13 protein-coding genes are annotated in these 14,868 nt (G+C 60.5%); 7 read left to right on the top strand and 6 right to left on the bottom strand.

All coding sequences use genetic code 11. The annotated features are described in order from the left end of the window. The first annotated feature begins 57 nt into the window (after nt 1–57). Nucleotides 58–834, top strand: coding sequence for an L-arginine-binding protein AotJ (gene aotJ / locus KKQ10_RS17145; protein ID WP_127650902.1), 777 nt, complete (start codon nt 58–60; stop codon nt 832–834). A gap of 84 nt (nt 835–918) precedes the next feature. On the opposite strand, the gene KKQ10_RS17140 is transcribed toward aotJ, so the two are convergent. The 5 genes from KKQ10_RS17140 to KKQ10_RS17120 all read right to left on the bottom strand — a co-directional run bounded on the left by KKQ10_RS17140 (nt 919) and on the right by KKQ10_RS17120 (nt 6,194). Further along, nucleotides 919–1,545 (bottom strand): helix-turn-helix transcriptional regulator, encoded by a 627-nt coding sequence (locus KKQ10_RS17140; protein WP_064586076.1) that lies wholly within the window; start codon nt 1,543–1,545, stop codon nt 919–921. 93 nt (nt 1,546–1,638) lie between these two features. Beyond that, nucleotides 1,639–2,766: an NAD(P)/FAD-dependent oxidoreductase gene (locus KKQ10_RS17135; protein WP_127650901.1), complete on the bottom strand. Its 1,128-nt coding sequence runs from the start codon at nt 2,764–2,766 to the stop codon at nt 1,639–1,641. Between the two features lie 129 nt (nt 2,767–2,895). After that, a complete protein-coding gene (locus tag KKQ10_RS17130) occupies nt 2,896–3,840 on the bottom strand; it encodes an ornithine cyclodeaminase family protein (protein WP_215501761.1) in 945 nt (314 codons plus the stop codon). 134 nt (nt 3,841–3,974) lie between these two features. Then, nucleotides 3,975–5,441: an ATP-dependent RNA helicase RhlB gene (gene rhlB, locus KKQ10_RS17125; RefSeq protein WP_127650898.1), complete on the bottom strand. Its 1,467-nt coding sequence runs from the start codon at nt 5,439–5,441 to the stop codon at nt 3,975–3,977. Between the two features lie 96 nt (nt 5,442–5,537). Further along, nucleotides 5,538–6,194: an alpha/beta hydrolase gene (locus KKQ10_RS17120; RefSeq protein ID WP_215501760.1), complete on the bottom strand. Its 657-nt coding sequence runs from the start codon at nt 6,192–6,194 to the stop codon at nt 5,538–5,540. A 468-nt stretch (nt 6,195–6,662) separates the two neighbouring features. Here KKQ10_RS17120 and KKQ10_RS17115 point away from each other — a divergent pair, with 468 nt between their 5' ends. From KKQ10_RS17115 to KKQ10_RS17100, 4 genes are all read left to right on the top strand, one after another. After that, the gene (locus tag KKQ10_RS17115; protein WP_103305207.1) at nt 6,663–7,694 is read left to right on the top strand and encodes an amino acid ABC transporter substrate-binding protein; all 1,032 of its coding nucleotides are present in this window, start codon (nt 6,663–6,665) and stop codon (nt 7,692–7,694) included. Nucleotides 7,695–7,760: 66 nt separating this feature from the next. Next, the gene (locus KKQ10_RS17110; protein ID WP_215501759.1) at nt 7,761–8,942 is read left to right on the top strand and encodes an amino acid ABC transporter permease; all 1,182 of its coding nucleotides are present in this window, start codon (nt 7,761–7,763) and stop codon (nt 8,940–8,942) included. A gap of 10 nt (nt 8,943–8,952) precedes the next feature. After that, the gene (locus KKQ10_RS17105; protein ID WP_215501758.1) at nt 8,953–10,047 is read left to right on the top strand and encodes an amino acid ABC transporter permease; all 1,095 of its coding nucleotides are present in this window, start codon (nt 8,953–8,955) and stop codon (nt 10,045–10,047) included. A 13-nt stretch (nt 10,048–10,060) separates the two neighbouring features. Continuing rightward, nucleotides 10,061–10,825: an amino acid ABC transporter ATP-binding protein gene (locus tag KKQ10_RS17100; RefSeq protein ID WP_003221897.1), complete on the top strand. Its 765-nt coding sequence runs from the start codon at nt 10,061–10,063 to the stop codon at nt 10,823–10,825. Between the two features lie 71 nt (nt 10,826–10,896). On the opposite strand, the gene KKQ10_RS17095 is transcribed toward KKQ10_RS17100, so the two are convergent. Further along, the gene (locus tag KKQ10_RS17095; protein WP_215501757.1) at nt 10,897–12,522 is read right to left on the bottom strand and encodes a S8 family peptidase; all 1,626 of its coding nucleotides are present in this window, start codon (nt 12,520–12,522) and stop codon (nt 10,897–10,899) included. Between the two features lie 299 nt (nt 12,523–12,821). Here KKQ10_RS17095 and KKQ10_RS17090 point away from each other — a divergent pair, with 299 nt between their 5' ends. Together KKQ10_RS17090 and KKQ10_RS17085 are read left to right on the top strand one after the other, a co-directional pair. Then, nucleotides 12,822–13,481 carry a FadR/GntR family transcriptional regulator gene (locus tag KKQ10_RS17090; RefSeq protein ID WP_127650891.1) on the top strand — a complete coding sequence of 220 codons (660 nt, stop codon included), beginning with the start codon at nt 12,822–12,824 and terminating at the stop codon, nt 13,479–13,481. Beyond that, nucleotides 13,471–14,757 carry a CynX/NimT family MFS transporter gene (locus KKQ10_RS17085; protein WP_215501756.1) on the top strand — a complete coding sequence of 429 codons (1,287 nt, stop codon included), beginning with the start codon at nt 13,471–13,473 and terminating at the stop codon, nt 14,755–14,757. Before KKQ10_RS17090 ends, KKQ10_RS17085 begins: the two co-directional genes overlap by 11 nt. Nucleotides 14,758–14,868 lie beyond the last annotated feature (111 nt).

Below are 14,868 nucleotides of genomic sequence, written 5' to 3'. Positions count from 1 at the left end.
CGTTCCAGCTCTTTCTTCTGTCTTGCCAAACCAACAACAACCCGCGAGAGAACGAACATGAAGAAACTCCCCCTCATCACCGGTCTGGCCCTGAGCCTGTTGGCGTGCACCAGCTCGTTTGCCGCCGAGAAAACCCTGCGCATCGGCATCGAGGCGGCTTACCCGCCGTTCGCTTCGAAAACCGACAAGGGTGAAATCGTCGGTTTCGACTACGACATCGGCAATGCCCTGTGCGCGCAAATGAAGGTCAAGTGCGTATGGGTGGAGGGTGAGTTCGATGGCCTGATTCCTTCGCTGAAAGTGAAAAAAATCGACATGGCGCTGTCGTCGATGACCATTAATGAAGATCGCAAGAAGTCAGTGGATTTCACCCACAAGTACTACTTCACCTCGTCGCGACTGGTGATGAAGGAAGGCGCCACGGTCGATGATCAATACGCCAGCCTCAAGGGCAAGAACGTCGGCGTGCAGCGCGCGACCACCACCGACCGTTATGCCACCGAGGTATTCGAGCCGAAGGGCATCAACGTCAAGCGTTACAGCAACAACGAAGAGATCTACATGGACCTGGCGGCCGGGCGCCTCGATGCGATTTTTGCCGACACCATTCCGCTGACGGACTTCCTGTCGATGCCCCGTGGCAAGGGCTTTGCGTTTGTCGGGCCGGAACTGAAAGACCCGAAATACGTGGGTGAGGGCGCGGGGATTGCGGTGCGCAAGGGCAATGGCGAGCTGGTCAGCGAGTTGAACACGGCCATCGACGGGATTCGTGCGAGTGGCGAGTATCAGAAGATTTCCGAGAAATATTTCAAGTCTGACATTTACGGCGATTGATAGAAAAGATCGCAGCCTTCGGCAGCTCCTACATAGGAATGCATTCTCCTGTAGGAGCTGCCGCAGGCTGCGATCTTTTGATTTTCAGCCCTTCAATTCCTTCAAATGCTTGTACACCGTCGCCCGTCCCATGTTCAGCACATTGGCCACATAGTTCGAGGCGCTCTTGCCCTTGAACGCGCCCTCGGCGTGCAGTGCCAGCACCAGTTCGCGCTTGTGATCGCGGGTCAGCAGATTCAGGCTCAGTTGGCGTTCGCGCAGCCAGGCGTGGAGGAAGGTGTTGATGCGTTCCTGCCAGTCATCTCGAAACAGGGAGTCCGGTTGCGGGATCAGTTTGCTCGGCGACAGGAACAGGTCCAGCGCGGCCTTGGCATTCTCGAACAGCGAAATATTCAGATTGATGCACAGTACCGCCAGCGGCCGGCCTTCGCTGTCGCGCAGCACCGTGCTCAGGCTGCGAATCTTCTGGCCGTCCCAATTCAGTTTTTCATACGGGCCGATGTTGCGGTCGCTGACGTCCTCGCTGAGCATGTCTTCGAGCGATGAGTCGTCGCCGATCTCGCGTTTGGACAGGTTGTTGGCGATGTAGTCGACCTTTTGCGTGCGCAGGTCGTGCAGCACCACTTCGGCGTGGGGAAAGAACAGCGTGGCGATGGCGTCGGCGACGGCACGGAAGTTATCCAGTGCCGGATCGAATTCGGGGGCGGTCATGGTTGTGGAACTCCAGGCGGCGTCAACGCCCCCGTGAACAGGGGGCGCTGCGAGTGTGCCGCAATCCGTTGGGCGCGTCATCCGCGAGGGTGCTCAGCCCAGCCGTGCGGGGGAGAGCATGGCGCTGCTCAGGCCGACCTGCTGCAGAGGCTCGGGCAGCGACTGACCCCGCACCAATGCCGCGCTGGCCTGACCCATGGCCGGCGACGTCTGAATGCCGTAACCGCCCTGGGCGGCGACCCAGAACAGCCCTGGCACTTGCGGATCGAAACCGCTGAGCAGATCACCGTCCGCGACAAAACTGCGCAAACCGGCCCAGGTGCGGGTCGGGCGGCGGATGGTCAAGGTCGTGGCTTCTTCGATCTGATAGATGCCCATGGCGATGTCCAGCTCTTCCGGCTGCACGTCATGCGGTTCGACTGGGTCGGCATTGGCCGGCGAGCCGAGGAACATCCCGGCGTCGGGTTTCATGTAGAACGACTCATCGAGGCTGACCAGCATCGGCCAGTGATGACTGTCGACGCCTTCGGGGCCGGCGAAGATGAACGCGGCGCGGCGCTTGGGTTGCAGGCCCAGCGATTTTGCGCCAGCCAATGCGCCGATCTTGTCAGCCCAGGCGCCGGCGGCGTTGATCACCACTGGGGCGCTGAATGTCTGGCTATTGGTTTGCACTTGCCACTGGCCGTCAGCGTCGCGACTCAGGCCCAGTACCTCGCAATCGGTGTGCACCTCGCCGTTGTTGCGGCGGATACCGCGCAGGTAACCCTGATGCAGGGCGTCGGTGTCGATGTCGCTGGCGGTCGGGTCGTAGATCGCGCCGTGGACCTTTTCCCGACGCAGGATCGGCAGGCGTGCGCAGGCTTCGTCGGCGCTGAGCAACTGCATCTCCGGCACTGTGGCTTTGGCGCTGAGGTACTGGTGGTTCAGTTCGGCGTCATCGCCGGTGAAATCGACGGTCATTTCGCCGCGCGGTGTGAGCAATGGATGCTCGCAGAAGCCGCTGGGCGGGTGATCGAAAAAAGCCCGGCTGGCCAGCGTCAGCGCCCGCACCTGTGGCGTTCCGTATGCGGCGGTGTAGAGCGCCGCCGAGCGTCCGGTGGAGTGGTAGGCCGGGTGCGATTCGCGCTCCAGCACAATCACTTTGGCGTGCGGCGACAGCCAGAAACCGGTGGAAGCGCCGGCAATCCCGCCGCCGATGATGATGAAATCTGCCTGGCTCATGAACGTCTCCTGAGTCATTGAGGTTCTCTGTAGGAGCTGACGAGTGAAACGAGGCTGCGATCTTTTGATCTTGCCTTTTAAAAATCAAAAGATCGCAGCCTTCGACGGCTCCTACAAGGGATCGAGGGGTCAGTGCTTGAGGTGATAAACCGCATTGGCCAGCGCGATGTCTTCCAGGCCCAAGCCGATTGAACGGAAAAACACGTGACGGTCGTAACCGGGGCGCGGCACTTTCTCGCTGAGCAGATCGGCAAGGTCACCGACAATCGCAGACTTGTCCCAGCCATGCTGCTCCGTCGCGATCAGCATCTCACCCGCCGAGCCCGGCGTGGTCAGTCGATAGTCGCAGAACACCTGCATGGCGTTGAGGCATTGCGGCGGCACTTCATGGGCGCGCGGGGCGTTGGTGCTGATCGAGGTGATCAGCGCCGGTTTGCTCAAGGTGACCGGGTCGATCACCGGCCCGGCGGACGAGGTGCAGAGCATGATCACGTCGGCCTCGGCGAGGGCGTCGTCGCGGCTGTCGGCAATCTGCAATCGAGGGAAAATCTGTTTCATGAGCGCCTGGGTTTCAGCGTCTTCAGCCAGGCTCGGCGAATACACGCTGATGCTCTGCCAGTCACGCAGGCCTTTCACGTAGTGCAGATGCGCCTGAGCGACCTTGCCACTGCCGATGATCGCCAGTCGCGAGGCATTGAGCGGGGCGAGGCCATCAACTGCTACCGCGGTGGTCGCGGCGGTACGCGCGGTGGTCAGTTCGCCGGCATCGCACAGCAGCAGCGGCTGGCCGGTGTGCATCGACATCAACAGGGTCCACGCCGTCACCAGCGGGCCTTGTTCACGGACGACGTACGGCGAAGTCTTGACCCCGTACACGCCGTCTTCGGCCAGCACACCCAGATAATTGATGAAGTCGCCGGCGCCCTGCGGGAATTCCACCCATTGCTGCGGCGGTTGCACGGCGTGACCGGCGGCGAGGTCGCGAAACAGTTTGCGCAGGATCTGCGGCACGTCGATGCGCGCCAGCAGCTCGCGGGCCTGGCGTTGGTCGATTACGTAGGGCGTACTGGACATGTCAGGCTCCGGAGATTAAATCTAAACTAATTTGTCCATTATGGACTTTTAGTTGTCTCTCGCAAGCATCTGATGAAACGCTGGACAAAAAAAAGCGCAGTCGTTGCCGACTGCGCTTTTTGTTTTTGGGGCGCTTATTGCGGACGCTTGCGCTCAACCGCGCGCAGCAGATGCGTCGGCGGGGTTTCGCAGCTGATTTTGCGACCCAGCTTCTCTTCGATGGACGGCAACTGGTAGGAATCGTCCTCGCCGGCGAAGCTGATCGACACGCCGTCAGCGCCAGCGCGACCGGTACGACCAATGCGGTGCACGTAGTCGTCCGGGACTTCCGGCAGGGTGAAATTGATCACGTGGCTGATGCCGTCGATGTGAATACCGCGACCGGCGACATCGGTGGCCACCAGCACGCGGATCTTGCCTTCACGGAAGCCTTCCAGAGTCTTGATGCGCTTGTGCTGCGGCACGTCGCCGGACAGTTGCGCGGCGTTGATGCCGTCACGCACCAGGCGCTCTTCGATGCGCCGTACTTCGTCCTTGCGGTTGGCAAACACGATCACCCGCTCCCAACCGTTGTCGTTGACCAGGTTGTAGAGCAGTTTGTATTTGTCGGCAGCGGCCACCGCGTAGATGTGCTGCTCGACGTTTTCGTTGGCCACGTTGGTGACTTCGATTTCGACGATGGCAGGATCGGTGGTCCACTGCTTGGCCAGGTTCATCACGTCTTCGGTGAAGGTCGCGGAGAACAGCAGGGTCTGGCGCTCGGCCTTCGGCGGGGTCTGACGAATGATCTGCCGCACCTGCGGGATGAAGCCCATGTCGAGCATGCGGTCGGCTTCGTCCAGCACCATCACTTCGACCATGTCCAGGTGCACGTCGCCGCGCTGGTTGAAGTCGAGCAGACGGCCCGGGGTGGCGACGAGGATGTCGCAGTGACGCGCTTCGAGGTGCTTGAGCTGCTTGTCGAAGTCCATGCCGCCGACGAACGTCATGACGTTGAGGCCGGTGTACTTGGTCAGGTCAGCGGCGTCCTTGGCGATCTGCACCACCAGCTCGCGGGTCGGCGCGATGATCAGCGCACGGGGCTCGCCCATGTAGCGTTCTTTCGGCGGCGGGGTCTGCAACAACTGGGTAATGATCGAGATCAGGAACGCGGCCGTCTTGCCGGTACCGGTCTGTGCGCGGCCGATGGCATCTTTGCCGGCGAGGGTGAAACCCAGCACCTGCGCCTGGATCGGCGTGCAGTACGGGAAGCCCAGGTCCTGGATGGCGTGCATCAGTTCCGGAGCGAGTTTGAAATCGTGGAAGCGGGTTTTGCCTTCCTGGGGTTCGACGACGAAATCTTCGAGTTTCCAGGGAATGACCGGTGCCTTGGGCTTCGGTTCGCGGCGCGGCCTGGCCGGTTTCGGTGCTTCGGCGCGGACAGGTTCGGCGGCAGTAACGGGTTGCGGCTCGGGCTTGGGTGTCGCTACCGGAGCCGGACGTTCAGCCTTGGGCGCATCGCTGCGAGGGCCGGGGGCGTGCGACGGCGCACTGGGGACTGGCGCGAGTTGCTCAGCCTCGCTTTTACCGAACATTTTCTTGAGTGCTTTGAGCACGGTCATCTCATCAATTGGTTAAGGAATGTACGCCGGCCAGTGTAATGCAAGAAGCGGGCTCGGCGTAGTGGGATGATCAAAGGGGTCCGCTGAGCGGCCGAATCAGCGTAGACGCTCGCCCAGCCAGACGCCGATGTCGCGAATTTCTTCGGGTAACACTTCGTGCTCCATTGGGTATTCCTGCCATGTCACGGTGACACCATGCTTCACCAAATGCTCATAGGCACTGCGGCCCATGGAGTTCTGCACCACGCCATCGAACTGGCCGTGCAGGCACAACGCCGGAATGCGCTGCTGACTGGCGCAAAGCTCCATTTCATCGGTGAAGGTCGGGGCATAGGTGGACAGGGCAAGTACGCCACCCAACGGACCTTGCCACTTCAGATAGGCGGTGTGCAGGACGACGGCGCCACCCTGGGAAAACCCGGCGAGGAAAATTCGCGAGGCGTCTATTCCGGCCTCGCGCTGCACTTCGATCAATTTGACGATGCGCTCTGACGATTCTTCCAGCTGCGCACGGTCAATTGCCCGCGCCGGGCTCATGGCCTTTATGTCGTACCAGCTCGGCATCTCGTAACCGCCATTGATGGTGACGGGCAGGGTCGGTGCCTGAGGCAATACGAAGCGCGTGCTCAACAGGCTTTCCTGCAGGGCTTCAGCCACCGGCAGGAAGTCATAGCGGTCAGCGCCGAGGCCGTGCAGCCAGATCACGCAGGCGTCTGCGGGCTTTACGGGTTCAAGAATCAGGGGCTCGGTCATGGCTGCTCCAAAAATGTGCGGGCGCTCTCAATAAGTGCGTGATTTGCGTGCGCGCCCGTTCGATCCGTTAACAAGATGTCGCAAGGCTACAAGTTTTGCTATTGACCTGTCGCGCAATCGCTTCAGCAAGCGGTGTGGTACGGGCTTTGCTATGGCTCTCAGCGTGCAACCGATCTCGCGTGTGGCGGTAACACTATCAGTGTACGACTTGCGACGGGATTGCAAAGAATCCGGTGATGGATGTTCGCCAATGGCCGCTACGGGCAACGCGAACGTGAAAGGGCTACAGCCCGTTCGGCCGACTGGTGAGAAGTGAGTTGTCCATGATGTGGATTTTCTCCTACTAGACTCATAGCGAAGGTCTTACGTCGGTTGACCCCAAAAAAAGCCAACACGGGTCAACAACGCCTCAAAAGGGTGCGACTGGACTCAAGCTCCGACACAACAAGAGCAAAACTGGAGGTTTGAATGAAGATGTTGAAATCCACTCTGGCGGTCGTGACTGCTGCAGCAGTACTCGGCGTCAGCGGGTTCGCTCAGGCGGGTGCAACCCTGGATGCCGTGCAGAAGAAAGGTTTCGTGCAGTGTGGCGTGAGCGACGGTCTGCCGGGTTTCTCGGTACCGGACGCAACCGGCAAGATCCTCGGGATCGACGCTGACGTCTGCCGCGCCGTGGCCGCTGCCGTATTCGGCGACGCGACCAAGGTCAAGTTCAGCCAGTTGAACGCCAAGGAGCGCTTCACCGCGCTGCAATCGGGCGAGATCGACATCCTGTCGCGTAACACCACCATGACCAGTTCGCGTGACGCGGGCATGGGCCTGAAATTCCCGGGCTTCATTACCTACTACGACGGCATCGGTTTCCTGGTTAACAACAAGCTGGGCGTGAAAAGTGCCAAAGAGCTGGACGGTGCAACCATCTGCATCCAGGCCGGTACCACCACCGAGCTGAACGTTTCCGACTACTTCCGTGGCAACGGTCTGAAATACACCCCGATCACCTTCGACACCTCCGATGAAAGCGCCAAGTCGCTGGAATCCGGTCGTTGCGACGTGCTGACCTCCGACAAGTCCCAACTGTTCGCCCAGCGCTCCAAGCTGGCATCGCCGAAGGACTACGTGGTTCTGCCGGAAACCATTTCCAAAGAACCGCTGGGCCCGGTCGTACGTAACGGTGATGACGAGTGGCTGGCAATCGTCCGTTGGGTTGGCTACGCGCTGCTCAACACCGAAGAAGCCGGCATCACTTCGAAGAACGTTGAAGCTGAAGCCAAGTCGACCAAGAACCCGGACGTTGCCCGTATGCTCGGTGCTGACGGCGAGTACGGCAAAGACCTGAAACTGCCGAAAGACTGGGTTGTGCAGATCGTCAAACAAGTCGGCAACTACGGCGAAATCTTCGAGAAAAACCTCGGCAAGAGCACTCCGCTGGAAATCGACCGCGGCTTGAACGCCCTGTGGAACAACGGCGGCATTCAGTACGCACCACCAGTGCGCTAATGGTTCTATCGCCCGGCGGGCCAACCGCCGGGTGATGTTCTTGTTCCATTTCTTCCGGGGCACTTCATGCAAAATTCAATCGGCGCACCAAAGCAGAGGCTCAGCCTCAGCGATCCACGAGTGCGTGCGTGGCTATTCCAGATCATTACCGTTGTGGCGGTGGTCTCGCTGGGCTGGTACTTGTTCGACAACACGCAAACCAACCTTCAGCACCGGGGCATTACTTCCGGTTTCGGCTTTCTGGAGCGCAGTGCCGGATTCGGCATCGCTCAACACCTGATCGACTACACCGAAGCGGACAGCTATGCCCGCGTCTTTGTGATCGGTCTGCTCAACACCCTGTTGGTGACCGTGATCGGCGTGGTTCTAGCGACGATCCTCGGTTTCATCATAGGTGTGGCACGGCTGTCGCAGAACTGGATCATCAGCAAACTGGCGACGGTGTATGTGGAAGTGTTCCGCAACATTCCGCCGCTGCTGCAAATCCTGTTCTGGTACTTCGCGGTATTCCTGACCATGCCGGGGCCGCGTAACAGCCACAACTTCGGTGACACCTTCTTCGTCAGCAGCCGGGGCCTGAACATGCCGGCCGCTCTGGCCGCCGACGGTTTCTGGGCGTTTGTGGTCAGCGTGGTGCTGGCCATCGTCGCCATCGTGCTGATGTGCCGCTGGGCCAACAAGCGCTTTGAAGAAACCGGCGTGCCGTTCCACAAGTTCTGGGTCGGTCTGGCGATTCTGCTGGTGATCCCGACCTTGTGCGCACTGATCTTCGGCGCCCCGCTGCACTGGGAAATGCCTGAGCTCAAAGGCTTTAACTTCGTCGGCGGCTGGGTGCTGATCCCGGAACTGCTGGCCTTGACCCTGGCCCTGACCGTGTACACCGCGGCGTTTATCGCCGAGATCGTGCGTTCGGGCATCAAATCGGTCAGCCATGGCCAGACAGAAGCGGCGCGCTCGCTCGGCCTGCGCAACGGCCCGACCCTGCGCAAGGTGATCATTCCGCAAGCCCTGCGCGTGATCATTCCACCCCTGACCAGCCAATACCTCAATCTGGCGAAGAACTCCTCGCTGGCGGCCGGTATCGGTTACCCGGAAATGGTGTCGCTGTTCGCTGGCACCGTGCTTAACCAGACCGGTCAAGCCATCGAAGTGATTGCCATCACGATGAGCGTGTACCTGGCGATCAGTATCAGCATCTCCCTGCTGATGAACTGGTACAACAAGCGCATTGCGCTGATCGAGCGGTAAGGAAAAGCGCATGAGTACTCATACTTTCAAACCCGACATGCCCCCACCGAACAGCAGCATCGGCGTGGTGGCGTGGATGCGCGCGAACATGTTCTCCAGCTGGCTCAACACCCTGCTGACGCTGTTTGCGTTCTACCTGATCTACCTCGTGGTCCCGCCGATTCTCAGCTGGGCGATCCTCGATGCCAACTGGGTTGGCACCACCCGCGCCGACTGCACCAAGGACGGGGCTTGCTGGGTGTTCATCCAGCAGCGTTTCGGCCAGTTCATGTACGGCTACTACCCGACGGAACTGCGCTGGCGCGTGGACCTGACCGTGTGGCTGGCGGTGATCGGCGTGGCGCCACTGTTCATCTCGCGCTTCCCGCGTAAAGCGGTGTACGGTCTGAGCTTCCTGGTGCTGTACCCGATCATTGCCTACATCCTGCTGCACGGCGGTTTCGGCCTGAGCAATGTGGCGACCAGCCAGTGGGGCGGTCTGATGCTGACTCTGGTCATCGCTACCGTCGGTATCGCCGGTGCCTTGCCACTGGGGATCATCCTGGCGCTGGGCCGTCGCTCGAACATGCCGGCGATTCGCGTGGTGTGTGTGACGTTCATCGAGTTCTGGCGCGGCGTGCCGTTGATCACCGTGCTGTTCATGTCCTCGGTGATGCTGCCGCTGTTCCTGCCTGAAGGCATGAACTTCGACAAGCTGCTGCGGGCACTGATCGGCGTGATCCTGTTCCAGTCGGCCTACGTCGCCGAAGTGGTGCGCGGCGGTCTACAAGCGATTCCCAAAGGTCAGTACGAAGCCGCTGCGGCGATGGGGCTCGGTTACTGGCGCGCCATGGGCCTGGTGATTCTGCCGCAAGCCCTGAAGCTGGTGATTCCGGGCATCGTCAACACCTTCATTGCGCTGTTCAAGGACACCAGCCTGGTGATCATCATCGGCCTCTTTGACCTGCTCAACAGCGTCAAACAAGCCGCTGCCGATCCGAAATGGCTGGGCATGGCCACCGAAGGCTACGTGTTCGCCGCCCTGGTGTTCTGGATTTTCTGTTTTGGTATGTCGCGCTATTCCATGCATCTGGAACGCAAGCTCGACACTGGCCACAAGCGTTAGGAGTTCTCTGTAAATGAGCGAAGCAATCAAAAAGCCTGTGGGCCCTGAAGGCATTATCCAGATGCAGGGCGTGAACAAGTGGTACGGCCAGTTCCACGTGCTCAAAGACATCAACCTCAACGTCAAACAGGGCGAGCGCATCGTGCTGTGCGGCCCGTCGGGTTCCGGCAAGTCGACCACCATCCGTTGCCTCAATCGTCTGGAAGAACACCAGCAGGGCCGCATCGTCGTCGACGGCGTGGAACTGACCAACGACCTCAAGCAGATCGAAGCGATCCGCCGCGAAGTCGGCATGGTGTTCCAGCACTTCAACCTGTTCCCGCACCTGACCATCCTGCAGAACTGCACGCTGGCGCCGATGTGGGTACGCAAGATGCCCAAGCGCAAGGCCGAGGAAATCGCCATGCATTATCTGGAGCGCGTACGCATTCCGGAGCAGGCGCATAAATTCCCGGGGCAACTGTCCGGCGGCCAGCAGCAACGTGTGGCGATCGCCCGCGCGTTGTGCATGAAACCGAAAATCATGCTGTTCGACGAACCGACCTCGGCACTCGACCCGGAGATGGTGAAAGAAGTGCTGGACACCATGATCGGCCTCGCTGAAGACGGCATGACCATGTTGTGCGTGACCCACGAAATGGGCTTCGCCCGCACCGTGGCCAATCGCGTGATCTTCATGGACAAGGGCGAAATCGTTGAGCAGGCGGCGCCGAATGACTTCTTCGACAATCCGCAGAATGACCGGACGAAGCTGTTCCTGAGCCAGATTTTGCATTGATGGCTTGAGAGGCCCGTTTAACCACAAAGCCCTGCCGGATGCCCGGCGGGGCTTTTTTCATGGGCGGTGAATCAACCCGCGTTTGCTTTGAGCTCAAGTGCCCGTTGCACGGCCCGCATCGCGTTGAGGCGTCCGTGTCCGTAGTAATGACTGTGTCCGTTTTCATCGTATTGACCGAGTGGCCCGTCGTCGGCATGGCCGATCTTGTCGCAGCAATCGGCGAGTATCTGCCGCACGGCCAGACGATCGAGGCCGGGATTGACTCCGAGCACCAGCGCTGCGACGCCCGCAGCGCCGGGGCAGGCGCTGGAGGTGCCGCTGAATGAATCGGTGTAGGCCGGCAATGTTTGGGCGACGAAGCGCGTGCTCAAGTCCGTGGTGCGGATGCCACGGGTCTGTGGAGTCGAGGTGGCAGGTTTGAACTTCGGATCAGGGTGCTGCTGATCGCCGCTGGGGAAACAGCACCAGAGCACTTTGCCAAAATCGCTGTAGGCACTGCGCCGGTTCTGGTCGTTGCAGGCACCTACGGCAATCACATGGGGGTGGCTGGAGTAGCCATCATTGTCGGCGCATTCGTTACCGTTTCCTGCGCCAAAAAAGATCACACACCCTTTGCCATTGCGGCCCTTGGTGGCTGCATACTCGATTGCCAGCCGAGTGCTCGCCGCCAGGGGAAACACTTGGCTGTGACGCGGGTCGGCGGGGTCGGCCCAATGACCTTCGGCCGGCCCCCAACTGCAGGAAATGATGTCGGCCCCCTGATCGGCGGCCCAGTAGAAAGCGTCGGCCTCGGCGCGAGCCCCCAAGGGCTTGGTGAGTTTCAACGGCATCAGGCTGGCCCGCGGAGCGACGCCACTGGCGCCGACCTTGCCATTGGCGCAAGCCACTCCGGCGGCGGCTGTGCCATGGCGTTCCAGGGCGTTTTTCGGGCGTGGGCCCTGTTTGGCGTTACGTCGGTCAAAGTTCTGCGCGCCGACGATTTTGCCTTCTCCGGCGAACTCGGGATGGTCGATATCAAAGGCATCGTCGATGACCGCTATCACCACGCCCTCGCCCTGCGCGAGTTCATGCGCGGCTTCGACATTGGCGCTGGCATCGATGTCGACCCGATAGGTCACGGTGGTTTTCTTCAGGTGCCACTGATTGGCATGGATCGCTCGACGTTGCCCCTGGCGCAGCAATTCGGGGTGACAGTACTCAATCTCGTCGCGCTTCAACCATTCAGCGGCGAGTGTGAAAATGTCGGTTCCCTGGACGGCGGGGTGATGAACGAAAAAGGCGTTTGATGCGTAAGGCGCCTGTTGTTTGATCATCACGCCCAGCTCTTCGAGAATCGCCATGCACTGGGTGGCGCGCAGTGAATCGATGAACTTTAGAAACACATTCTCGGTATAGAGCACCGGATCCTGAGTGATGGGGTCCATCAACACGCTGCCGGCGAAGCGTACGTCGGGCAACTCACGCAACAGAGCCTTGCGTTGCGATGGAACCGAATGCTGCGGCAGTTTATAGACCTGCACATCAGCGTCCTCGATATGCAGCACCAACTCGCAGCCTTGCAGTGCGGTGTCGGCGGACTCGCAGCAAAGCGCGTGCGTCAGCGGCTTTCCCGCGCAGCCGCGGACCGCCAGCAATTGTCGGTTTTTCTCCAGAGCAAAAGGGCGGCTGTGCTGCTTGCCGAAGTTGATTTCCACCATGATTTTTTCATCTTCCGTTGACTAAATGACGGACGAAAACGTCCGAGGATAATTTCCAGAGTCTGAAGTCCGGTGGCGGTGAGTGATGTCGGCAAACATTTCTCTGCAATGTGGGAAATCACTTTTCGGATCGCTGATTCTTCGACTCATTGAGTAGGAACGAGTCTTCTGCAATCCGCAGAGTGGTCGGAGTTGATGGTTGCGCGGCCTTCTTCTGACCATAGGAGGTTGCCGTCCTGCGCGTAGCTGACTACCCTGTCAGGAAATTCATCCTATGATTGGATGACAGGGCGAATCCTATGTCAGATATTTCTCCACTGGTTAAGCGATCCCTGGTCGATCAGGCCCTGGATCAATTGCGTCAGCGCATTACCGATGGCGTGTGGCAGGTCGGCGAACGTCTGCCGACCGAGCCGGAGCTGAGTACCGAGCTGGGCATCAGCCGCAATACCGTGCGTGAAGCCATGCGTGTGCTGGCGTTCTCCGGGCTGATCGAGATCCGCCAGGGCGACGGCAGTTATTTGCGCGCGGTGGTCGATCCGATGGACACGCTCAAGGCGCTGTCTCGCTGTTCGCTGGAGCAAGCGCGCGAGACCCGGCACATCCTCGAAGTCGAAGCGATCGGCCTGGCCGCGTTGCGCCGCACCGATGAAGACCTCGTCGCCTTGCGTGAAGCACTGGGCACCAGCGGCAGCCATTACCACGGCGATCTCGACACTTACATTGCCTGCGATCTGGTGTTCCACCGCCGTCTGGTGGATGCCGCGCATAACCCGACCCTCAGCGAGTTGTATCGCTATTTCTCCAGCATCGTCGGCGCCCAATTGCGTCAGACCCTGAACATCGTCCCGCGCCGTCAGGAAGTGTTCGACCTGCACATCGCGTTGCTCGATGCCGTCGAACAACGCGACCCGGAGCGGGCCAAAGCCATATCGAGGCAGTTGATCAATGAACCTTGAAACCGAGAAAAACGTCTCAACCCTCAAGCGCACGGCAGAGCTCGAAGAGCTGCTGATCGACGCCGAGGCCGATGACGAGCAAGTGCAGCAAAGTCATCCGCTGGTGCGCCGGCCGTGGCTGTTGCTGCTGGGGTTGATTCTGGTCGCGCTGAACCTGCGTCCGGCGCTGTCGAGCATGGCGCCGCTGCTCAGCGAAGTGTCGAAAAGCCTTGGGCTGTCTGCGGCTCAGGCCGGTCTGCTGACCACTTTGCCGGTGCTGTGCCTCGGTTTGTTCGCACCGCTGGCGCCGATTCTGGCGCGGCGTTTCGGCGCCGAACGCGTGGTGCTCGGCATCCTGCTGACCCTGGCCGGCGGGATCATCCTGCGCAGCAATTTCGGTGAGATCGGCTTGTTCGCCGGCAGCGTGCTGGGCGGGGCGAGCATCGGCATTATCGGCGTACTGCTGCCGGGCATTGTCAAACGCGACTTCGCCAGACACGCGGGAACCATGACCGGCGTCTACACCATGGCGCTGTGTCTGGGCGCGGCGATGGCGGCGGGTTCGACCGTGCCGTTGAGCGAGCACTTCGACAACAGCTGGGCGCTGGGCCTGGGCTTCTGGGTGATCCCGGCGCTGGCGGCGGCGGTGTTCTGGCTGCCGCAAGTCGGGCAAAAACACGGCGCGCACAATGTGGCCTATCGGGTACGCGGCTTGCTGCGCGATCCGCTGGCCTGGCAGGTGACCTTGTACATGGGCCTGCAATCGTCGCTGGCGTACATCGTGTTCGGCTGGTTGCCGTCGATCCTGATCGGTCGCGGACTAACCCCGACCCAGGCCGGTCTGGTGCTGTCCGGTTCGGTGATCATCCAGCTGGCCAGTTCTCTCGCGGCGCCGTGGCTGGCGACCCGTGGCAAGGATCAGCGTCTGGCGATCGTGGTGGTGATGGCGCTGACCCTCGCGGGTTTGTTCGGTTGCCTGTATGCACCGCTCGACGGCCTGTGGGGCTGGGCGATTCTGCTGGGTCTGGGGCAGGGCGGTACTTTTAGCCTGGCATTGACCCTGATCGTGCTGCGTTCGCGGGATTCGCACGTCGCGGCGAATCTGTCGAGCATGTCGCAGGGCTTCGGCTACACCCTGGCCTCGATGGGCCCGTTCGCGGTCGGCGTGGTGCATGACTGGACCGGCGGCTGGAATGCGGTGGGCTGGATCTTCGGCATCATCGGCACCGGTGCGATCATCGCCGGGCTGGGTGCCGGGCGTGCGTTGTACGTGCAGGTGCAAAGCGAAAAAATCTGATAGCTGTAGGCGCTGCGGCACGCTGCGATCCTTTGATGTTGATCTTGAAAATCTTAAAGATCAAAAGACCGCAGCGTGCCGCAGCTCCTACAGGTTTTGTGTACTGCGGGT

Source organism: Pseudomonas sp. MG-9 (assembly GCF_018729515.1).
In the GTDB taxonomy this organism is placed as follows: domain Bacteria; phylum Pseudomonadota; class Gammaproteobacteria; order Pseudomonadales; family Pseudomonadaceae; genus Aquipseudomonas; species Aquipseudomonas serboccidentalis.
This window is presented reverse-complemented; position numbering and strand designations above follow the sequence as displayed.